The organism is Hungatella sp. L36 (assembly GCF_014288035.1).
On sequence record NZ_JACOPC010000012.1, the window covers coordinates 162,247 to 182,546 of the forward strand.

24 protein-coding genes are annotated in these 20,300 nt (G+C 44.1%); 23 read left to right on the forward strand and 1 reads right to left on the reverse strand.

Annotation, left to right across the window (positions count from 1 at the left end; genetic code table 11):
* Window positions 1-266 precede the first annotated feature (266 nt).
* The 4 genes from H8S80_RS24100 (at window position 267) to mobP3 (ending at window position 3,853) form a co-directional block, all read left to right on the forward strand.
* The gene (locus H8S80_RS24100) at window positions 267-1,058 is read left to right on the forward strand and encodes a phosphoadenosine phosphosulfate reductase family protein (RefSeq protein ID WP_167594004.1); all 792 of its coding nucleotides are present in this window, start codon (window positions 267-269) and stop codon (window positions 1,056-1,058) included.
* Complete coding sequence (locus H8S80_RS24105; protein ID WP_006771471.1) at window positions 1,055-1,525, forward strand: ribbon-helix-helix domain-containing protein; 471 nt, start codon at window positions 1,055-1,057, stop codon at window positions 1,523-1,525. Before H8S80_RS24100 ends, H8S80_RS24105 begins: the two co-directional genes overlap by 4 nt.
* A gap of 31 nt (window positions 1,526-1,556) precedes the next feature.
* Entirely contained in the window at window positions 1,557-2,591 is a 1,035-nt protein-coding gene (locus H8S80_RS24110) for a DUF5688 family protein (protein ID WP_006771470.1), read from the forward strand.
* Between the two features lie 62 nt (window positions 2,592-2,653).
* Entirely contained in the window at window positions 2,654-3,853 is a 1,200-nt protein-coding gene (gene mobP3, locus H8S80_RS24115) for a MobP3 family relaxase (protein WP_278321480.1), read from the forward strand.
* Window positions 3,854-3,962: 109 nt separating this feature from the next.
* Here mobP3 and H8S80_RS24120 read toward each other — a convergent pair whose 3' ends face one another.
* Entirely contained in the window at window positions 3,963-4,289 is a 327-nt protein-coding gene (locus H8S80_RS24120; protein ID WP_025531005.1) for a helix-turn-helix domain-containing protein, read from the reverse strand.
* 128 nt (window positions 4,290-4,417) lie between these two features.
* On the opposite strand from H8S80_RS24120, the gene H8S80_RS24125 reads away from it, so the two are divergent.
* The 19 genes from H8S80_RS24125 (at window position 4,418) to H8S80_RS24215 (ending at window position 20,290) form a co-directional block, all read left to right on the forward strand.
* Window positions 4,418-5,227 carry a hypothetical protein gene (locus H8S80_RS24125; protein ID WP_025531006.1) on the forward strand — a complete coding sequence of 270 codons (810 nt, stop codon included), beginning with the start codon at window positions 4,418-4,420 and terminating at the stop codon, window positions 5,225-5,227.
* Complete coding sequence (locus tag H8S80_RS24130; protein ID WP_006771466.1) at window positions 5,211-5,843, forward strand: hypothetical protein; 633 nt, start codon at window positions 5,211-5,213, stop codon at window positions 5,841-5,843. Before H8S80_RS24125 ends, H8S80_RS24130 begins: the two co-directional genes overlap by 17 nt.
* A gap of 6 nt (window positions 5,844-5,849) precedes the next feature.
* Window positions 5,850-6,527, forward strand: a complete 678-nt coding sequence (locus tag H8S80_RS24135) for a DUF7768 domain-containing protein (protein WP_006771465.1) — start codon at window positions 5,850-5,852, stop codon at window positions 6,525-6,527.
* Window positions 6,524-8,776: a VirD4-like conjugal transfer protein, CD1115 family gene (locus H8S80_RS24140; protein WP_006771464.1), complete on the forward strand. Its 2,253-nt coding sequence runs from the start codon at window positions 6,524-6,526 to the stop codon at window positions 8,774-8,776. The genes H8S80_RS24135 and H8S80_RS24140 overlap by 4 nt, the downstream gene beginning before the upstream one ends.
* Window positions 8,760-9,032, forward strand: a complete 273-nt coding sequence (locus H8S80_RS24145) for a hypothetical protein (protein WP_006771463.1) — start codon at window positions 8,760-8,762, stop codon at window positions 9,030-9,032. Before H8S80_RS24140 ends, H8S80_RS24145 begins: the two co-directional genes overlap by 17 nt.
* A 754-nt stretch (window positions 9,033-9,786) precedes the next feature.
* Window positions 9,787-11,658, forward strand: a complete 1,872-nt coding sequence (gene ltrA / locus H8S80_RS24150) for a group II intron reverse transcriptase/maturase (protein ID WP_006771462.1) — start codon at window positions 9,787-9,789, stop codon at window positions 11,656-11,658.
* Window positions 11,659-11,918: 260 nt separating this feature from the next.
* Window positions 11,919-12,170: a DUF6133 family protein gene (locus tag H8S80_RS24155; protein ID WP_006771461.1), complete on the forward strand. Its 252-nt coding sequence runs from the start codon at window positions 11,919-11,921 to the stop codon at window positions 12,168-12,170.
* Window positions 12,171-12,183: 13 nt separating this feature from the next.
* The gene (locus H8S80_RS24160) at window positions 12,184-12,468 is read left to right on the forward strand and encodes a SpoVG family protein (protein ID WP_006771460.1); all 285 of its coding nucleotides are present in this window, start codon (window positions 12,184-12,186) and stop codon (window positions 12,466-12,468) included.
* Between the two features lie 30 nt (window positions 12,469-12,498).
* Window positions 12,499-13,341, forward strand: coding sequence for a conjugal transfer protein TrbL family protein (locus H8S80_RS24165; protein ID WP_006771459.1), 843 nt, complete (start codon window positions 12,499-12,501; stop codon window positions 13,339-13,341).
* A 9-nt stretch (window positions 13,342-13,350) separates the two neighbouring features.
* The gene (locus H8S80_RS24170; RefSeq protein ID WP_006771458.1) at window positions 13,351-13,563 is read left to right on the forward strand and encodes a hypothetical protein; all 213 of its coding nucleotides are present in this window, start codon (window positions 13,351-13,353) and stop codon (window positions 13,561-13,563) included.
* A 13-nt stretch (window positions 13,564-13,576) separates the two neighbouring features.
* Entirely contained in the window at window positions 13,577-13,900 is a 324-nt protein-coding gene (locus H8S80_RS24175) for a hypothetical protein (RefSeq protein WP_006771457.1), read from the forward strand.
* 24 nt (window positions 13,901-13,924) lie between these two features.
* Window positions 13,925-14,317, forward strand: coding sequence for a prepilin peptidase (locus H8S80_RS24180; protein WP_006771456.1), 393 nt, complete (start codon window positions 13,925-13,927; stop codon window positions 14,315-14,317).
* 14 nt (window positions 14,318-14,331) lie between these two features.
* Entirely contained in the window at window positions 14,332-15,183 is an 852-nt protein-coding gene (cpaB, locus tag H8S80_RS24185) for a Flp pilus assembly protein CpaB (RefSeq protein WP_006771455.1), read from the forward strand.
* Window positions 15,184-15,193: 10 nt separating this feature from the next.
* Window positions 15,194-16,129, forward strand: coding sequence for an AAA family ATPase (locus tag H8S80_RS24190; RefSeq protein ID WP_181987982.1), 936 nt, complete (start codon window positions 15,194-15,196; stop codon window positions 16,127-16,129).
* Between the two features lie 14 nt (window positions 16,130-16,143).
* The gene (locus tag H8S80_RS24195) at window positions 16,144-17,514 is read left to right on the forward strand and encodes a CpaF/VirB11 family protein (protein ID WP_117502196.1); all 1,371 of its coding nucleotides are present in this window, start codon (window positions 16,144-16,146) and stop codon (window positions 17,512-17,514) included.
* The gene (locus tag H8S80_RS24200; RefSeq protein WP_006772903.1) at window positions 17,511-18,443 is read left to right on the forward strand and encodes a type II secretion system F family protein; all 933 of its coding nucleotides are present in this window, start codon (window positions 17,511-17,513) and stop codon (window positions 18,441-18,443) included. Before H8S80_RS24195 ends, H8S80_RS24200 begins: the two co-directional genes overlap by 4 nt.
* A gap of 126 nt (window positions 18,444-18,569) precedes the next feature.
* Window positions 18,570-19,328, forward strand: a complete 759-nt coding sequence (locus tag H8S80_RS24205; protein WP_320959168.1) for a type II secretion system F family protein — start codon at window positions 18,570-18,572, stop codon at window positions 19,326-19,328.
* A gap of 10 nt (window positions 19,329-19,338) precedes the next feature.
* On the forward strand, window positions 19,339-19,737 hold the full coding sequence (locus H8S80_RS24210) for a DUF4320 family protein (protein WP_006772905.1): 399 nt from the start codon (window positions 19,339-19,341) through the stop codon (window positions 19,735-19,737).
* Window positions 19,688-20,290 carry a hypothetical protein gene (locus tag H8S80_RS24215; protein ID WP_243006203.1) on the forward strand — a complete coding sequence of 201 codons (603 nt, stop codon included), beginning with the start codon at window positions 19,688-19,690 and terminating at the stop codon, window positions 20,288-20,290. The genes H8S80_RS24210 and H8S80_RS24215 overlap by 50 nt, the downstream gene beginning before the upstream one ends.
* The last annotated feature ends 10 nt before the right edge of the window (window positions 20,291-20,300 follow it).

A 20,300-nucleotide genomic window follows, 5' to 3' on the forward strand; every position in this document is an offset into this window, starting at 1 on the left:
GGCAGGAATAGGCGGGTTCCACCCGCCGGTAAAACAGCTTGCAGGCAAAGCCTGCAACGGGGTTCCCGTATAAATTGCGGGTTATGGTTGGAACTTCAAGGATATCGAGACTTAATGACAAGAAAAGAGACAGCGAGCAATGAAAGAGGTGTCTTATCCTCGACGATATTACATTGTTTGGTGAAGTTGATAAAGTAGAGGTTGCGATTGAAAGAATCCGAGTATTAGCTGATCGGGCAATACTAAATGACCCGAGAGGTTTTGTGGTGTGTGACAGTGGAGGAAAAGATTCCAATGTGATTAAGCAGCTGGCATATCTGTCAGGTGTACCATTTGAAATTGTACATAACCATACGACAGTGGACTATCCGGAAACCGTATATTACGTGAGAAGGGAGAAAAAACGGTGGGAGAAGTTGGGAATTTCCTATACGGTCAGTTATCCCACTTATAAAGGAAAGCGGACCACCTTTTGGGAATTGATTCCGCTAAAAGGGCCGCCGCTGCGTCACCGGCGCTGGTGTTGTAATGTGCCGAAAGAATCGCAGAACTGCAACCGGTATATTATTACCGGAGTGCGATGGGAGGAAAGCGCCAGGAGAAAACAGAATCGGGCGGCCTATGAGATCCAGCGGACTACGAAGGATCGGATTAAGCTGCAAAATGATAACGATGCAAAACGGAAACTGATGGAAATCTGCCAGGTGAAAGGAAAAGTAATTGTGAATCCGATCATTGACTGGACGACAACGGAGGTGTGGGAATTTATTGACCGATACCAGATTGTTACCAATCCTTTGTATCAGGAAGGGCACAAGAGAATTGGCTGTGTGGGCTGTCCGATGGTAGATAATAAGTATGAACTGGAGAAGAATCCGGAATTTAAACGCATGTACCTCAATGCATTTCAGAAATGTGTGGAGAACAAACCGCCGAGCCGCCATGGCTGGAAAACGGGACAGGAACTCTACGATTGGTGGGTAAATGGAGGCCGGGGAATGGATTCGGATCAATTATGCCTGTTTGATCTTTTTCCGGAAGGAGATGATGAAGATTGAATCAGAAAACCCAAAAGCGTTCTGTGAATTTTCCCTCGGAAACATTAAAAACACTGGACAAGCTGGCTGCCAGGGAACATACGACGACTTCCGAATTAATCCGGAACTTTGTGGAAGAAGGACTGAAGGTAAATGGTTATGAAGAACAGGTAGACTTCATTGCCAGAATAATCCGGCAGGAGATCACAGCGGTCTATCATGTGGAGGATATCAAAGCCATCAGTGATCACAGTACAGATCGTCTGGCAAAAATGTTAATGAAGACAGGGAAAATCAATGCGGCCATGTTTTTCCTGCTGGTAAAGGTATTGATTCATCTTGCAGACCGGAGGAGTCTGGAGGAAATGGAACATATGGTATCAGAAGCTGTTGTTCTGGGAGTCGATTATATGCAGAAGAAAGACTTCCAGATCAACAGCTTTTTGTATGATACCGATTTTCTGATGCATTTGGCAGATAAATTATAACCAGAAAAAACGAATTCCAGGAGGGATCTATATGAATTACGAAGAATTTAAGAGTTATGTATTGGGTCATATCAAGGACTATTTGGGTGAAATGGACCCAGAGATCGACATGAAGATTGAGCAAACCGAAAATAAATTATTTGAGGAAGTGGACGCTCTGGTTCTTAGTAAACCGGATAGAGAATACTCGACCAATATCTTTTTGGATAAGGCATATGTGGCTTACATGGGTACGGGAGATATGGAACCCATTATGAAAGACATCGCGGCGACGGTGCGAAAATCGGAAAAGCAATTGAACAAAATGGAAGCAATCAACTTGAATTCTTTTGAAGGGATCAAGGAGCGGCTTTCTGTTCAGATTCTTAATGCAGAAAGGAATCAGAGCCAGCTTCAAGTAATCACACATAGAAAAATTCCGGAAACAGATCTTGCAGTTGTTTACCGGATTGAGGTTGCAAGTAACAGGGACGGATTTGAAAGCGTAAAGGTAACAAACAAAATGCTGGATATTTGGGGGATTCGTGAGGAACAGTTGTATCAGGCTGCGTTGGAACAAAATATGAAGAAATATCCGTTTATCATAGCAGATGCTGGTCAATTTCTTTTTAGGGCAGAACCTGTACCTGAGCAATATCCGGAAGAAATGAAGGAAAAACGTTTTTATTATCTCACCAATAGCAATATCGTGAATGGTGCTGCAACAATTCTCTATCCGGATATCTTAAAAACAATTGGAGATAAATTTCAGGGAAATTACTTCATTTTACCCAGTAGTATTCACGAAGTGTTATTGATGAAAGACGATGGAGAAATAAATGTGGAGGAACTACAGTCCACGGTAAGGTCAGTGAATGATGAGTCCGTGCCGGAAGGAGATATTCTTTCCGATCAGGTCTATGCGTATGACAGAGAAAATGAGCGTTTTTACCAGGTCAGCGAAAGAGAGGAAACATGGGATCATATGGATCAAGGATTTTCTGGTATGGAAGAGAGAAACATGAGCGAGGATGTATATGCGTCTTATGCTGATGAAGTTATCGCCAATGAGGAGCATGAAAGATAGGAGTAAGATGGAATTTGAAGCGGTAATGTTGTAAAAGAAGGAGAAGAATTATTTCCATACTAATTTACAAACAACGCCACCGGAGCCCGAACCGAAAAGATACGCCAGAAGCAAATTACGCTCATATCCGCTACATTGCAACCAGGCCCAGAGTACTGAAGAATGAAGGTATGTGTCACGGATTGTTTGGGAAGATGCAGCCGGGGCCCATCCAGGAATTTAAAGACTGGAAAGAGATTGCAAGGCTGGTCTATGCCAATTCAAAAAAGAATATCACCATGTACCGCAGTGTGGTGTCTTTTTCGGAGGAGACGGCCAAAGAACTTCTTCTATACGATCAGAAAAGCTGGCAGCGCTATATTGAAAATCATATCCTGACGATTGCAGAAAAAAACAGGATGAAAAGGGAGCACCTTCAATGGGCCTGCGCCGTTCATGGAGAAAAAACGCATCCTCATATTCATGTGGTATTCTGGGACACTTCGATTCGGGCGAAGAATCCATATGTGCCGCCGGCGATTCCGGCGGCGATACGCAGGCAGATGATAAAAGACACATTTGCCGATAAAATCCGCTTATATGGACAGAAAAAAGATGAGAACCTGCGCGCCATGAGACAGATTACCGATGAGATGGTAGACGAATTTGAACGGTATTTGCGCAGATTAAAGCCTGGCAGATATCAAAAGATCAGCAAAGCGCTGGAAAAGGAATTGGACTGTGAATTGGCGTTTTCAGAAAAAGCAGTAAATGATCTTGGAAGCCGTTTGCTGAAGCTGCGGCGAGCCATGCCGGAAAATGGAAGGATTGCCTATCAATTGCTTTCACCAGAGGCGAAAATGCAGGTAGATGCGGTAGTAGAAGATATGATCCGCCATTGTCAACCGGTGAGAGATGCGGTGGAAGCCTACTGTGAAGCAAAGAAAGGCCAGGCTGCTTTCTATTCTACAGATACAACATACTTGGCTCAAAAAGCAGAAGGATATGAGAAAGAAGCCAGGAAGGTACTGGCAAACCGAGTTTTAAGCGGCGTGCGCATGGTGATCCGGCTGGAGGGTGAAATGCGGACAATGCAGTACATCCAGGACCGGAAAGCGATTTATGCAGAACAGATTGTATTAGAGAGTCTGGAGATACTTGCAGGGGTGACGGATTCCAAAGAAGAGTTTGCAGAAGGGCGAAGGTCGGGAACACTCCAGCTTTCCAAAGAAGGTCAAAAAGAGTGGTATTTGAAGAATCAGGATAAAGGATTTGAGCATTAAAAGTAAGGAGGTTTTTCGATGAAGTCGAAGGTCGAATCCACAAACCGGAGCGGCCTTTTGCGATCAATCAATTGTTTGGGGCCTGGGGGCTGGGACAGATGCTGGAGCGTTAAAGCGGATTTTTCTCATCCCGATTCATCAAAGCTGCCAGCTGGATTAACGCTTTGGTCTGTTCCGGATCTAAGCGTCGAACTGCCAGAAGCAGTTCCTGCTCCATTTCAGTGGGGTAGAGAACGGATTGTTCTTCGTTAAAGAATTCCGCAAGGTTTGTTCCGAGGGCAGTCAGCAGCTTTTCTAATGTTAAGACAGATGGCTGAGAGTTGCCTTTTTCAATGGAACGAATGTGATTTTCCGATACATCGGTCATACGGGCCAGTTTGTAAACACTGAGATTTTTGGAGGTACGAAGTTGCTTTAAATGATCGTTTAATTTCATGTTATGATCCTCACTTTCCACACTATTATTATGTGGGATGAGAGAATAAAATATAAGATATCTACACATGTGGTAGATACAACTTTATAATTATGGTAAAATCGAATCAAAACAGGAGGTATAAAAGTATGCAGCAGCCACAGGGAGCATCTATTTGGGGCAATATCAATACATGTGTCGAGATTGCCTTGAATGTGTATTACATCTATGCAGAGCATGGGGAAGGAATTGTAATTGGAAAAGAGAAGGCAGAACAGACGATATCGGCTAAGGCTGTCGAAGCTGGAAATGAGGATGGAGAATATCTTTACTATGGGAAAGATAATACCATGGATATTCCTCTTTATGAAATACTGCAAAAGAGATTGGAATTCAGCCGCCGCTTAGAAGCGCAGCTTGTGGAACAGATGGAAGAAATCAAACATCACGGACGGATCAGCCTACCTGAATACTTTGGAGAATGTCCACCGCCATCAGAAGGAGAAAGTGCCTGTAAGGTTCGTAATGGGATATACTTTGTAAATCGGGAGGGTCAGACAGAAAATGATTCCATAGAATTTGCAGTTGAAAAAACAGTTGCAGAGAATTTCCTCTCTCCTATGGCATATGAGTATGGAGAAGAACGAAACGGTTATCTGTATTATTCCGCTGATTCATGCGCCATTCCTCTTTATGAGTTAAAGGGAATCTTCCATGAATGCCAGGACTGTATTGCGTCGGAGATTGATTTAATATCCACGTTATGTACATGCTATCCTGCGTATCGACACGCCTTTAATAAAATCGTGCCGGAAGCCGAGCAGATACCAGACAGCAATGGTATGCCTGGAGATTTTTTGAACAGGCATGAGGAAGAGAAGGCGATTCGGGATACAGAACCCATGGAACAGTTAGATGATGATTATGGGGAGAATATAGATTATGGATATGAGCCATAAAAGACGATTCTATGCCGGTATGGTGGGAGGCGTAGTTGTTCTTAGCTGGTTGGTTATAACGTCTTGTTCTGGAAAAATGGCAAACACAGATGTTTCGCGGGAAGCTGATAATAGCTGCTATCTATGTGGAAATGGAGGGCTGATGGGATATTACGGTGAGTTTGATTCTATAGGATTCATGAACGTGAATACGGGCCAGATTGTGGATATTCCTATTCTGAGCGATGCTGATGGTGGAAAATCAGAAAAAGAAGTAAACGGTTCCAGTTATCATTTAATAACGGTAGGAGATGGTGGGAGTGCGGTTGCTGTTTCGACGGATCAAAGAAGGCGATTTGGAAAAGGGAGCGTTATGCCAGGGGAAAATAGTAATCTGGAAGAAGAGAAGGCAGGTAAACTGTTTTGCAAGAATTGTCTTAGCCAGTTGCTTGATATCTATAACGATCGCATTGCAGAAGAAATCCCAGATACAACAATGGTAGATTTCGTGGAGCGAAAGTTTTACGCGATTGATAAACGGTACAGCGACTATTTGATCCGGGATTACTACCTGCATTTTGACTTTTTAAAAGACCGGACGGAACTTCTTGTTTTTTATGCACCGGAGAGGAGGTAGCGCCGTATGCGGTTGGTATACCTATGCAGCCCCTACCGAGGGGATTATGAAACGAATATCAGACTTGCAAAACAATATTGTAAAAATGCATTGGAATCGGGTGTGGTTGCGTTTGCGCCGCACCTTTACTTTGCACAATTTTATCCTGACACGATTCCAGAGCAGAGGAAAGCTGGGCTGGAGATGGGGCTCAATATGCTGGAAAAGTCAGATGAACTCTGGGTTATGGGAAAGATTCACAGTGAGGGAATGCGGGGAGAAATCAATTTTGCAAAGGAGCATAACATTCCCGTTTTTTATGTGCCGAAGCCATTGGAAATAAAATCTTATCCGATCAGCATAGATGGAAATGAGCTACTGTCAGAACGAGATTGTATTGAAGAAAGCCACAATAGAAACTATGAAAGTCGGTTGGTTGTACTATCTTACAGCAGTTTAAAACCGGAATACCGTATGCCACGCAATCAAATTTGGTATGCCAGCCATGGCCCAGGTTGTGGGCCGGGGGCAAAGTTCAGTGATACGGTTCATCTGTATCATCCAATTGACGAGGATCGTATGGCAGTATCCAGGAGAGAGATTCTGGGGGAGATTCGGCCGGAAGTTTTAGAAATGCTTCAACAGCTTTATCCGGGATTACAAATGAACCGGGGAATTCTTGAAACAGAAGGGCCAGAGTTATGAAGCTGAAAGAAAGGATCATTTTAAGTACTGCATTGATTGGAATAGGTTCTTTGTTCAACCTATATTTTACCGCATCACTGCATGGACTTATGTCTCGCCAGTACCGTACCCTGGTTTTATTGCCAATAGGAACATGCCTTTCGGGGCTTGCAGAACAGAGACAGCAACGCCTTCTGTTTCTGGCGTTTGAAGGTATGATTCTTTTGGTGTGTTTGCTGTTCTTTATTCAAAACAGCCGGTCGTATCAGAGCGATCTTGTAAAGGTAACGGAGGATATTGAGACGCCGGTGGCTGTTGGACAGTACCAGCACGGGTCATCCCGGTGGTTGAGAGAGAAAGAAAAGGATCAGATATTTGATGTGTTCTGGCTGGATCCCTCTCATCCGGTAGTGAAGCAGTTGATAAGGACTGGGTTTGAAGGACTCGATTTTTTGAAAGGGCCAAATCATGGTAAGCAGGAAACAGAGAACGGAGTTCATTTAAAGGACAGAAGAAAGAATCCCGTTGTCGTTCCCATAGAAAAAAAGGAGACGAGAGAAAAGGCAATCGAAAAGAAAGGAGAAGAGGAAGGTTTTGAACTGGTCGATTATCAATTTCAAACGGCGATTGAAAGGCAGGCAGCGCCGGAACCTCGAAAAGTACCGCAGTTAGAATGGGACAGAAAAGAGGATCCATACTGCCTTATGGATAGGGGAGGAATAGTAATTGGAATGAAAAAGGAAGGGGGAAGAGAGAAGATTCACTATATATCGGATGACAGCCATACCCTGACGATCGGAGCCACTCGTTCTGGAAAAACAAGAACTCTGGTTCTACAATCCATTTGCCTGATGGCGCTATCCGGAGAAAGTATGGTGATCAGTGATCCCAAAGCAGAACTTTATGAGTATACATCGGCCTTTTTAGAAAAACTGAATTACGATGTGATCTGCCTTGATTTTAAGAATACGGAAAAAAGCAGTCGGTATAATTTATTGCAGCCAGTGATTGATGCAGTAAGCCGGGGAGACACGGAACATGCGCAGATGTATGCCTGGGATATCACGAATATCCTGGTAGGGGATAACACCAGCAATGAAAAAATCTGGGAGAATGGAGAGAAATCAACGATTGCGGCAGCGATTCTCTGTGTGGTAATGGACAATGCCAGGAGGCCGGAATATCAGAATCTGACGAACGTCTACTGGTTTCTGGCTGAAATGTGTAAGACTGTGGGAAATAAAACTCCCATGCAGGAGTATGTGAAGCGCTTAAAGCCGGGGCATCCGGCCAGGGCGCTTTTATCAATTTCTGATGTGGCACCCAGCAGAACCAAGGGAAGTTTTTATACCTCGGCGCTCACGACATTGCGGCTCTTTACGTCAAAGTCTATCTATTCGATTACCCATCGATCGGATCGTGATATTTCTGATTTGGGGAGAAAGAAACAGGTATTGTTCTTTATTTTGCCTGATGAAAAAACAACGTATTATCCGATTGCGAGCCTGATGGTTTCACAGTTGTATGAACTCTTAGTACATCAATCCGATGAACGCGGCGGCAGATTGAAAAATCGGGTGAATTTCATTATGGAGGAATTCGGCAATTTTACAAAGATTAACGATCTAACCAATAAATTAACTGTCGCGGCAGGAAGAGGATGCCGGTTTCACTTTTTCCTGCAAAGTTTCGAGCAATTGACAGAAAAATACAGCAAGGAGACGGCTTCTATCGTGAAATCTAACTGCCAGACGTGGGTATATTTACAGGCAGATGACAAGGAGACGCTATCTGAAATATGTGAGAAGCTGGGAAAATATACGACTTCAGCGTATCAGCTATCCAGTCAGCATGGAAGGTATGTCAATCCATCTACATCCAGCAGCATCAGTTTGGTTGCAAGAGATTTGTTGACTACGGATGAAATCAGGCGGGTATCGAGGCCGTATCAGATTGTGGTATCCAGGGCCCATCCCGCCATGATGGTGTCGCCGGATTTATCGAAGTGGCAGTTTAATCGAATGTTGGGGCTGGATGATCAGGAGCACAATCGGAAAGTCAGGGAAGAACGGGAGCGGAAGCGTCCGATCATGACGGAAACAGGAGGTGAAATTCCGCTGTGGAATATTTGGATTTATTACGTCAAAGAACTACAAATGCAGGAGGGACGCCAGAGACAATTTGGTGAGGCTATGCCGGGAAGTCCCCTGTTTTCAGAAAAATTTATGAAGCGAGGAGGAAGTGCAGGAAACAATGAGGAAGACGATTAAAGAATGGAGCGAAAAAGCGGCGAAAGTCAGTATCATGGCTGCGCCGCTTTTTTTGACGAATACCATAACCGCGTATGCGACTGGCGGCATCAGCGACAGTAAACTAGCGACCGGTACGCAGCAGTTAATTCAGGACTTGACCACCTTTTTGATGGTGATAGCCCCCATTGTAACAGGGTTATTGATTATTTACTTTTGTATCCGCCGTTCTGCGGCTGACGAGATGGATCAGAGTGTAGCGACACGTTGCTGCTAACAAACTTGTTTTGGGTGCAAGCCTAACACAAGGTAAAAACAGCGGAAAAGCAAATGCTTTTCTAACTGATATTCCGATGAGTGGAATGAGAGGGTAACGCCTTGAAACGCTCCCCTAATACTACGACAAAAGGGCGGTCTGCAAATTGACCTAACCCTGATGCAGCTCGTTGAAGTCGGCTGAATACACTCGCTTTACTCGTGGTCAACATTAGAAACAACGGTAAGGCAAACGCAAACCAGAGGTGGTTGTGGGTGTTAGGTCGGGGGTCTATAAAATATCTATGGTGAGAATGTAGCGACAAGCTACTGACAAAAGTCCGAATGTAAGGGTCTAGACCATTAGGCGATGGAAAACGTCGCAGTCACTTTATTGTGATGTGTGTGGGGTAAAGTAAAAATTCTGGTTATGAAATTCCCTATATCGTTACAGGCGGTATCAAGCACACAGGCTCATAGGACAGCCTACGGATATATGCACAGATAGGAATATCGGAACGTGGAAAGGTCGGAACGTGGAGCGGTTGCACGCATTGAAGCGTTGGCAAGGAAAGCAGTGTCACCAAAGGTGCTGTATAACTTGCTTTTATCCGGCTGATAGAGCAGCCATAGTACCTGTGAAACCGTGAAAAAAGTAAGCGGTGGAGGGATGGGCTGTAGTCGTATTGCAATCTCAAATTTCTAATTACACAATACGCAAAGGTTCGAGTATGACTAAAAAAGGCAAAATCCTATTCCAAGGAGATTAGCCGACTTTGAAAACCGAAGAGAAACCGAAAAAGCAAAAATTACGCAATGCGGAATACTATAATTTCCAAGAAATTCAAGATGAACTGTATCAGCAAAGCAAGGTAAATCAGATATTCAAAAACCTTGTGGAAGTGATTGCAAGTGAAGAAAATATTAAGCTTGCTTACAGAAATATCAAGAAAAATAAGGGAAGTAAAACCGCAGGAACAGATGGGAAAACCATTAAACATTTAGCAAAATGGCAAGACGAACGCTTAATCCAATTTGTGAGAAAGAAATTAGCATGGTATGAACCACAGGCAGTACGCAGGGTTGAAATACCAAAAGGCAATGGAAAAACCCGCCCATTAGGGATACCGACAATCATGGACAGGCTGATACAACAGTGTATATTGCAGGTTTTAGAGCCGATTTGTGAAGCAAAATTTCATGAGCGGAGCAATGGCTTCAGACCAAACAGAAGCACCGAACACGCATTGGCACAGTGTTACAAATTCATGCAAGTGGACGGACTTCAATATGTAGTAGATATTGATATTCATGGATTTTTCGACCACGTGAAGCATGGAAAACTGTTGAAACAGCTATGGACGTTGGGAATAAGGGACAAAAAGTTAATCAGTATTATTTCAGCAATGTTGAAAGCAGAGGTTGCAGGAATTGGTTTTCCAACCGAAGGAACACCGCAAGGAGGCATTATTTCGCCCCTGTTGTCTAATGTGGTGCTCAATGAACTGGACTGGTGGATAACGAGTCAATGGGAAGAAATGAAGACCCATACCCATAAGGCTTACCACAGAAAAGATAATGGAAAACTTGATAAAGGCAAGCTATATACCAAACTGCGAAAAACAAATCTGAAAGAATGCTACATTGTCAGATATGCAGATGACTTCAAAATCTTTTGCCGTAACCGCAAGGACGCTGAAAAAATATTTGCTGCTACAAAATCATGGCTAAAGGATAGATTGGGTCTTGAAATAAGCAGGGAGAAGTCAAAAATTATGAACTTGAAGCGTCACTACTCCGAATTTGTGGGGTTCAAAATCAAGCTCCACAAAAATGGCAAAGAAAAGTCAGGGAAAGAAAAATATACCGTAAAATCTCACGTTGGAACAAAAGCGGCAAAGAAAATTAAAGAAAGAACCATAGCACTGATTAAGGAGATTCAGCGACCAAGTGGTGGAAAAACAGGGTACGAGGCAGTGTTAAACTATAACGCCTACGTTATCGGTATTCACAATTATTACAGTAGTGCCACCCATGTATCGTTGGATTTCTCTCAAATTGCCTTTTCGGTCAAAAAGAGCTTAAAAGCAAGAATTAAGAAAGGGTTAAAGCAGACAGGGAAACATCTTCCCGAATGTATCAAAGAACGGTATGGAAAAAGCAAACAGCTAAAATATGTCCACAACACTGCCCTTGCCCCAATCAGCTTTATACAGCATAAAAATCCGATGTTTAAGAAGCTGATAATCAATAAATACACGGTAGAGGGCAGGAATGAAATACACAAAAATCTGGAATGTGTGGATATGGACATGCTTTTGTATCTCATGCGAAATCCAGTCATTGGGAGAAGCATTGAGTACAACGACAATCGTTTATCGCTTTATTCAGCGCAAAAGGGTAAATGTGCGGTAACAAAAGCAACATTGGAAATCGGCGATATGCACTGCCATCATAAAATCCCTACCTATTTGGGCGGAGGAGATGGCTACATGAACTTATCGTTGGTAACAGTGGACGTTCACAGGCTTATCCATGCTGTCAACGCTGATGTTATTACAAAGTATCTTGAAAAGCTAAACCTTGACAATAAGCAACTCACGAAAGTGAACAAATTCAGAGTTCTTGCAGGGCGTGAAATCATCTAAAACGAATTTCTTTAGGTTCAAAATTGTGTAGGTTAGTACAGGGATTGTCTACGATGGAAAGCCGAGTGATGGGAAACTGTCATGCTCGGTTTGGTGCGGGGGAAAAGCCGGAGATAAAATCAAAGGCTTACCTATCGCAATAAAAATGGAACAACCGGATCATGGTTGCGGTGGTTTCGTGCATAGGAGCTGTGTTAGGCAGCGCCACGTTAAATGTAATTATTGGTTATTATCAGTAAAAGAAAAGAGAGGAAATCATTATGAGAAGATTAAATGAAAAAATGAACCAGATGTTAATTGCAGGCTATGTAAGAGGAATTCGGGTAAAAGAGAGGGTGTTTGAGACTCTTAAACAGAATACGGCGGAAGGATTCGTGGATACCGCGTTAAAAATTTTAATTAGTGTTGTCGTTGGAGCTTTGCTGCTGGCCGGACTGTATACGTTATTCAAAGATACCATCTTACCTACCCTGCAATCTAAAATTCAAAACCTTTTTAACTACAACGGCTAATTCAAAGATTGGAGTGATTTCATTGAAAGTAACTGCAAGAATATCAAAAGGATTTGAGCGGGCCGGACACCTAAAAGCGTATGCGACGCTTTGTCTGGCAGATTCTTTTCTGGTAACCGGTGTGCGTGTGGTAGAATGTGAAAACGGTTTGCGGGTGTTTATGCCAAGCACAAAGGATCCGGATGGAGAGTACCACGATGTATGTTTTCCGATTACACCCGATTGCCGTACCAGAATTGAAACAGCCGTTTTAAACGCATACGATTCTTTTATAAAGGAAACCGAAGGTGATGAATGAAACGTGGAGACAGGCAGGAGGTGAATCTATTTGGAAGCGATCCTGCTTGCACTGCTGGTGGCCGTATTAAATGGGGCGATTGCATTTATTGACCAGATGTTGAATGACTTAATTCCCATGACACTCTATGCGGACCGCTATATGGTTGCCACGTCCGGTGGCAGCATGGTTACTGTGCTGTTCGATATTATGCTGGGATTCGGGATATCCATGATTGTCTTGAAATTTCTGAAAAAGGGATTTGAGTGCTATATCATGTGGACTGATGGAGATCCAGACATGGAACCGGCCGGACTTATGATCCGGTTTGTAGAAGCAATCGTAGTTGCCGTCTGTTTTCCGCTTCTATATGGCTGGTTGGCAGGCATAGCAGAAGAGTTGATCAACCAGCTTCTTACGGGAGTCGGTGCTGCAACGAATTACAGCTGGCAGGCGTGGGTAGATGGAATGGCGTCATTGGGGCTTGTAACCGCTATTTTTGGCCTGATCTTTGTTATCTGTTATTTTATTCTGTATTTCCAGTTCCTGATGAGGGGACTGGAAATCATGATTTTACGGATTGGAATTCCGTTAGCCTGTGTCGGGCTTTTGGATAACGACAAGGGTGTATTTCGCAATTACATGATGAAGTTTTTTCAAAGCACTCTTGCTGTAGTAATCCAGATCAGTCTCTGCAAACTGGGAATAGGAATGATGTTGAACGTTGGGATCAATATGAATATCTTTTGGGGACTGGCCTGTCTGGTACTGGCTATCAAAACGCCATCCTTTTTACGCGATTTCCTACTGGTAAACAGCGGTGGCGGAGGAGTCATTAACAATGTCTATCATTCTGTACGCCTGGCTGGAATGGTTCAGAAAATCAGAAAATAGGAGAGAGTCATGGAGGTAACAATAGACGATTTATCTTTGTTTGTCATATCAATTATCCGGACGGGAGCTGCGCTGCGTTTTCTCTATTGTATGGTGCGGCTTTCGGGAGCAGAAGAAGAGGCAGGCCAATATCGAAAACGGTCGAAAAATACCGTTGTTTTCTGGATCATAGCAGAGTGCATCTGGCAGTTAAAAGATATAGTACTATATTACTATACATAAACGAAAAAGGCAGGTGGTTAATACGGAAACGCTGATTTTGTATATTCCAAGCGGCGTGAAATCGGAGAATGAATTGTTTAATGGGTTTGGAAAAAGAGAGCTTTTGCAGAGCATGGCAGGGGCTCTTTTTGGTTTTCTGGCTGCAGGAGCTGTCTGGTTGATTTTTAGAAATGTGGCAGCAACTGTGGTGACGATTTTAACCGGGATATTTGGCAGCGTTATGATGTGTACGAAGGATCAGAATAATCTGAGTGTGGCGGATCAAATCGTTAACATAATCCGTTTTTCGAGGAGTCAGCAGATCTATCCCTACCGTGCAATGCGCGAGTGGGGATAGAATAGGAAAAGGGAGTAGTGAGGTATGGTTAAGAATTTAGTATTTTATGCGATACTCCTATATGCGTCGGTCAGGGATCATAAAACCCATACGGTTCCTGATTCTGTCCATGTGCTGATCTTATTGGCAGCAATTCCAGGGATTCGCTTGCTGTCTTCCCTGCTTGGATTTTTTCTTGTGCCGCTTCCATTTCTGGCAGCGGCCTTGAAAAAGCCTGATAGTATCGGTGGCGGAGACATTAAGCTGATGGCAGCCAGCGGTTTTTTCCTGGGCATGGAAAAGGGGATTGCTGCGGCAATCATAGGACTGACACTGGCTGTATTAGTGCAGGGGGCATTCTTGAGAAATCGGAATGCCCCCTTTGCATTGATACCGTATTTAACAGCCGGATGTATGGCGGCAAGTTTAATTAATTGATGGAGGAATAGGTAATGAAGAAATTTTTAAAAAACCGTATCATATTAGGATTGATTTGTATTGTGGTATCCCTTCTGATTTGTTTTGGGATTACCCCTATGTTTAACGATGCTTTGAAGTCGAAAGTGACTTTAGTTCGGGTGACCAAAGAAATCAGGACGGGAGAACAGATTACCGATAAAATGGTGACAAGTGTGGAAGCGGTGGGATATAATCTGCCCTCCAATGTGATTTACAAAATAGAGGAGGTAGTCGGAAAATACGCAAATGCAGATCTCTATAAAGGGGATTATATCTTAAAAAGCAAGCTGTCAGATACACCGATGCTTCGGAATGCGTATCTGAATAAACTAAATGGAGAAAATCGTGCGATATCTGTATCCATTAAATCCTTTGCTTCCGGCCTGTCGGGAAAACTGGAAGCCGGAGATATCGTATCTCTCATAGCGGCGGATGTGGGAAGCCAGAGGGAGACGCTTGTGTATCCGGAACTGCAGTATGTGGAAATCATAGCGACGACCGGGAGCAGCGGAAGCGATCAGAATGTACAGGAGCGTGGGAACGGGGAAGAAGAGGAACTGGCGTCAACGATTACGGTTTTAGCTTCGCCGGAGCAGTCCAGACTATTGGCGGAACTGGAGCAAACGGGAAAACTCCATGCCGCCCTGGTATTTCGGGGAGAGAGTACTCAGGCTCAAAAGTTTTTAGATGAGCAGGCATCGGTATTAAAAGAACTTTATCCAGAAGAGACAGAAGACCCCAAAAAGGATCGTGATGAGTCAGGAGGCACAGACGACCTTGGAGAATGGGCAAACCCAGAACTGGAACCGGCAGGAGATGCGGTAGTGGAAAATGAGCAGCAATGATGGAGGAAGTATGGTACAAAATAAGATTATTGCGGTTATGGGAAGCCCGGGTAGCGGAAAAACCACAGCCAGCATCAAGCTGGCCGCAGAATTGGCGGAGAAAAAGAAAAACGTGATCCTTGTTTTCTGTGATCCATTCACACCGGTGATCCCTTTTGTAGTTTCCTGTCCGGAAGAACAGGTCAGTGTTGGCACACTTTTGACGACCCCATCGCTCACCCAGAAGATGATTCTGGATTCCTGCATCCCTATAAAAGAAAACGGATATATCAGTCTGTTGGGGTATCGACTGGGAGACAGCCTGATGGCATATCCACAGATTACGAGGGATCGGGCTGTGGATTTTCTGGTATGTCTGCGATACCTGGCAGATTTTATTATTATGGATTGTTCCGCTGTGTTTGAGGCGGATGTACTGTCGATGCTTGCTATGGAATTATCGGACCAGATCATTAAGATTGGAACTTCCAATCTACGGGGAATATCCTACTTTGAATCGCGGAGTAGCTTGTTATCGGATCGAAGATTTCAGCCGGAAAAGCAAAGAATGTATTTAGGCAATCTAAAGACCGGCCAGGAGTGGGAGGCGGTATCTGTTCAATATGGCGGAGTGGATGGGATACTGCCGCATCTCATGGCACTGGAACAGCAATACGATGAGCAGGCCCTTTTCGAGTCGCTGGCAGGTAAGGAGGCAGCGGCTTACCTGGCGGCAATAAGGAAATTAGCGGATCAGATCGATGAAGCCGATCAGGTGGGACAGGAAGAAGGAAACAGCAGAAGGTCTCAGACGGCGGCAGAGAAAAAAGAAAAGATTCGCCCCACAAAGCCGGAGAAAGAAAAAGTGAAATCAAAGCCGAAAGAGCAGACGAAGCCAGTCAAAGAAAAAGCCGGGGGATTGGGGAGATTTTCCCTGATGTTTCGGAAAAGCAAGGGTGAATTTTAAAGGAGAGCAAAGAGATGCAGGAGATTGTCAATATCCGGGACACCATGAAAGCGCTGGAACCGGAGGCTATTAAGAAACCATTTGCGGAAGTGCTGCATGAAGTTCAGGAATATATATCGAGTACCTATGCGTCGGTGTTAAAGGACAACCCGGACGATAACCGGGAATTGATTCAGTCCTATATCGAAAAATACATCGAGCAGAAACGCGTGTGTGTGGAAGATATAGACCGCAGCGAATTGTGCGAACTCCTTTACGGAGAAATGACTGGTTTTTCATTCCTGACAAAATACTTAAATCGGGATGATGTGGAGGAAATCAATATTAATCAGTGGAAAGATGTGAAAATAACGTATTCCAGCGGGGAAATCTTACCGGCAAAAGAACAGTTTAACAGCCCTGGCCATGCTGTCGATGTAATTCGAAGGCTGCTGCATAAATCCGGTATGATTTTTGATAACGCCCAGACCATTGTGGTGGGCCACTTAAATAATAAAGTCCGGATTACGGTAATGGGAGACGGTGTCATCGACCAGGATAAGGGACTGGCAGCTTCGATTCGTATTGTCAACCCGAGAAAACTGACGATGAAACAGTTCGTTGAGTACGGGACAGCCACAGAAGAGATGCTGGAGCTTCTTTCCCAATGCTACAGCCATGGTGTTTCCATGTGTATCACCGGTGCCACTTCGTCAGGGAAAACCACACTTATGAGTTGGATTCTGTCTCAGGTCCCCTATCACAAACGAATTGTAACCATTGAACAGGGCTGCCGCGAATTTGATCTTACGGTAAGTGATGAATCTGGAAATGTCTTAAACAATGTGGTCCATCTGGTAACGCGGACCTCGGACGATCCGAGACAAAACATTGACTTAATCAAATTGTTGGAGACCACACTGACGATCAATCCGGACTGCATAGCAGTGGCGGAAATGAAAGGCGGTGAGAGTATGCAGGCCATTAACGCGGCCAATACAGGTCATTCCGTGATTACCACAATCCATGCCAATTCCTGTGAAGATACCTATTATCGAATGGTGACGCTCTGCAAACAGGAACAGCCGGGAATGGATGATGATACACTGCAGAGTCTTGCTACGAAGGCATTTCCTATTGTAGCGTTTGCAAAGCGGTTGGAAGATAACTCCAGACGCATGATGGAGATTACGGAGTGTGAGACACTGCCAAATGGGACAAGGCGTATGCGTACTCTGTACCGATTTCATATCGCAGATAGTCTGGTTGTGGATGGAAAAACGAAAATTATCGGGCAGTATGAGAACGTGGAAAATTTGTCGGAAGGATTGCAGAAACGGCTGCGGGAAAACGGACTTTCGCAAAAATTTCTGGATCGGATGTTGGAAGGGGAGAAGAAGGTATGACAGTAATCATTACTATAGCAGCTTTTTTATGCATTGGCGGCAGTTTTCTAGTGATTGGATTATCACCGTTTGAATTTCTGGAAGGACTGACTAAATGGATTAAGCCAAAAGACAACAGCTTGAAGCGTCGGATCCGGGAAAGCCGGAATCAAAAGCCACCCAAAGGAGTGAAGAGGCTGGTTCTGGAAGTTCAGGCGATTCTACGTATTACGGGACGACAGGAGAAGTTCTCCATGATATGCGTCCTGTCTATGATGCTGTTTGTGGCTGGGGTATTGCTGGCCCTGTCCATGAAAAATATTTTTATGGTTCCAGTCCTGGCGGCGGGGTTTCCCTTGCTGCCTTTTTATTACGTTCTATTTACCGCATCCAAACAGAAGAAACAGATAAACGGAGAACTGGAAACAGCGCTTTCCATGATTACATCGAGTTATATGAGAAATAAAAATACGTTTTTAAGGGCAGTAGAAGAAAATCTCCCCTATCTTAATCCGCCTGTGTCAGAGGTTTTTCGTGACTTTCTCATGGAATCAAAGCTCATTCATTCCAATTTAAAGGAGGCGCTGGAAAAGCTGAAACTTGCCATAGACAGCGACGTGTTTCAGGAATGGGTGGAGGCGGTGATCGCCTGCCAGGATGACCATAATCTAAAATCCACGTTAGTTCCTATTGTAGGGAAGCTGTCGGACATGCGTGTTGTATCGGCAGAACTTGATTTACTGATTTATGAGCCTGTGAAGGAATACATCACTATGGTGATTCTGGTTTTGGGAAGCATTCCGCTTTTATATTTTCTAAACCAGGAGTGGTATAAAACTCTGATGTTTACAGCCTTTGGAAAAATGCTTCTGGCAATTAGTGGGGGCGTGATCTTTTTCTCCCTTGCCGCTGTTGTAAAGCATACAAAGCCCATCGAGTATAAGCGTTAACAGGAGGTTTCTATGCATTATTATATTTTACTATTATTTGCCTTGAGTTTTTCTATGGGAATTTATTTGATTCTGGCGCATTTATTGAAAATTTCTACCTTTCGAGCCAGGAGAGCCATTTTATCTGTGGGAAGACAAAAGAAAAAGGCGAAAAATTCGGATGCAGCTATCATGGAACTGGCTGTGAAGCTGTCTCCTTTTGTGCCTATGGATGCTTATAAAAGACGAAAACTTGTTATGGTTCTGCATTCGGCAGGGATTAAGGAGACGCCGGAAGTATATCTGGCACAGGCATACGTTAAGTCCGGACTGGTATTTTTTGGAGCGTTGCCGTGTCTGGCCGTGATACCGATACTTGCACCAGCGTTTTTGATTATGGGGATTGGCGTTCTCTTTTCAGAAACCGGCAAAGCAGAAAAGACTGTGAGAGACAGCCGTGAGGCCATCGAATATGAATTGCCAAGGTTTGTGGCTACAATCACACAGGAACTGCTTGCCAGCCGTGATGTGCTATCAATGCTGGAGACATATCAGAAACATGCAGGTCCTGCCCTGAAAAGAGAACTGTCTGTTACAACTGCGGACATGCGGACCGGAAGTTATGAGGCAGCGCTTACCAGAATGGAATCCAGGGTGTCAAGCGCTATGGTTTCCGATGTGGTTCGGGGGCTGATTGGAGTAATACGAGGTGACGACGGTGTGGCTTATTTCCAAATGATGGGCCACGATATGAAACAACTGGAAATCCAGCGCTTAAAGAAGCTGGCGTTGGAACGGCCGCCTAAAATTCGGAGATATTCTTTCCTGCTGTTGGCTTGTATGCTGATGATCTATATGGGCGTTATGGCGTATCAGATTTTAGGAACCATGTCTGGTATGTTTTAGAGGAGGAAATATGAGGAATGTTTTGAGAGAGAAAAGAGGAGAGGGGTACATTGATATCGCCGTTGGAATTCTCTGCCTGATGCTGGTTATAGCTTTGGCGGTGAGTCTGTTTCCTGTTTTTATGGTGAAACAGCAATTGAACCGGTTTGCTGATGAGATTGTCCGGCAGGCGGAGATCGTGGGAAGTACCAGCGTGAATCGTAGGATCGAGGAGTTACGGGAGGAAACAGGACTAGACCCGGAGATATCCTGGGATTGTGACTACTTTGAGGGGAGTAAAGTCCAGCTTAATGGTGATATTGCGGTAACGTTGACCTGCCGGATCAATCTGGGTTTTTTCCAATTTGGATCCTTTCCGGTTGAAATCAGGGCCAGAGCAAGCGGGAAGAGCGAAGTTTATTACAAGTAATGGAGGAAAAATGCGAGAGATTAAGAAACTTGTTAAGGATAAAAATGGAAATACTACGCCTCTCACAATAGCACTGATTCTGGCGCTGCTGTTCACCTTATGCGCTTTGTCAGAGTTTTTCCGCCTCTCTGTGATTGCAAACGGTGTGAGAAATGCTCTGCAGAGTGCAGTTATATCCGTTGCCACAACGAATTATGACGAAGTGTATAATGGATTGCGCGAGGGATATAGCGGCGGTTACTGGTTATCGGGAGATCAGTGGGAGGAGAATTTAGATTATGGCGACATCTATGAACAGCTGGATGAACTGCTGGATACAGAAAGTGATGGAAAATACCATGTCAAAGAAATGCAAAATGGATATGAGTACCGTTTGTCCAATCTGTCCGTGGATATCAAAAATGTCCGTTTACGTCCGGGAAGCGCTGTAAATAACCTGGAAGTGACTGCAAAATTAAGGCTGGAAATCCCGATATCTTTTGGCGGAGAATCGTTTCCGCCAGTTCAAATGCAGATAAAAGTGAAATCTGCTTATATGCCCAAATTTGAATGAGCAAGACAGG

Coding starts and splice junctions, on each gene's coding strand:
- H8S80_RS24195 (WP_117502196.1), top strand. CDS start 16,144: ATGCAGGAGATTGTCAATATCCGGGACACCATGAAAGCGCTGGAACCG.
- H8S80_RS24210 (WP_006772905.1), top strand. CDS start 19,339: ATGAGGAATGTTTTGAGAGAGAAAAGAGGAGAGGGGTACATTGATATC.
- H8S80_RS24200 (WP_006772903.1), top strand. CDS start 17,511: ATGACAGTAATCATTACTATAGCAGCTTTTTTATGCATTGGCGGCAGT.
- H8S80_RS24145 (WP_006771463.1), top strand. CDS start 8,760: ATGAGGAAGACGATTAAAGAATGGAGCGAAAAAGCGGCGAAAGTCAGT.
- H8S80_RS24140 (WP_006771464.1), top strand. CDS start 6,524: ATGAAGCTGAAAGAAAGGATCATTTTAAGTACTGCATTGATTGGAATA.
- H8S80_RS24155 (WP_006771461.1), top strand. CDS start 11,919: ATGAGAAGATTAAATGAAAAAATGAACCAGATGTTAATTGCAGGCTAT.
- H8S80_RS24110 (WP_006771470.1), top strand. CDS start 1,557: ATGAATTACGAAGAATTTAAGAGTTATGTATTGGGTCATATCAAGGAC.
- H8S80_RS24170 (WP_006771458.1), top strand. CDS start 13,351: ATGGAGGTAACAATAGACGATTTATCTTTGTTTGTCATATCAATTATC.
- H8S80_RS24135 (WP_006771465.1), top strand. CDS start 5,850: ATGCGGTTGGTATACCTATGCAGCCCCTACCGAGGGGATTATGAAACG.
- cpaB (WP_006771455.1), top strand. CDS start 14,332: ATGAAGAAATTTTTAAAAAACCGTATCATATTAGGATTGATTTGTATT.
- H8S80_RS24120 (WP_025531005.1), bottom strand. CDS start 4,289: ATGAAATTAAACGATCATTTAAAGCAACTTCGTACCTCCAAAAATCTC.
- H8S80_RS24180 (WP_006771456.1), top strand. CDS start 13,925: ATGGTTAAGAATTTAGTATTTTATGCGATACTCCTATATGCGTCGGTC.
- H8S80_RS24125 (WP_025531006.1), top strand. CDS start 4,418: ATGCAGCAGCCACAGGGAGCATCTATTTGGGGCAATATCAATACATGT.
- H8S80_RS24130 (WP_006771466.1), top strand. CDS start 5,211: ATGGATATGAGCCATAAAAGACGATTCTATGCCGGTATGGTGGGAGGC.
- H8S80_RS24190 (WP_181987982.1), top strand. CDS start 15,194: ATGGTACAAAATAAGATTATTGCGGTTATGGGAAGCCCGGGTAGCGGA.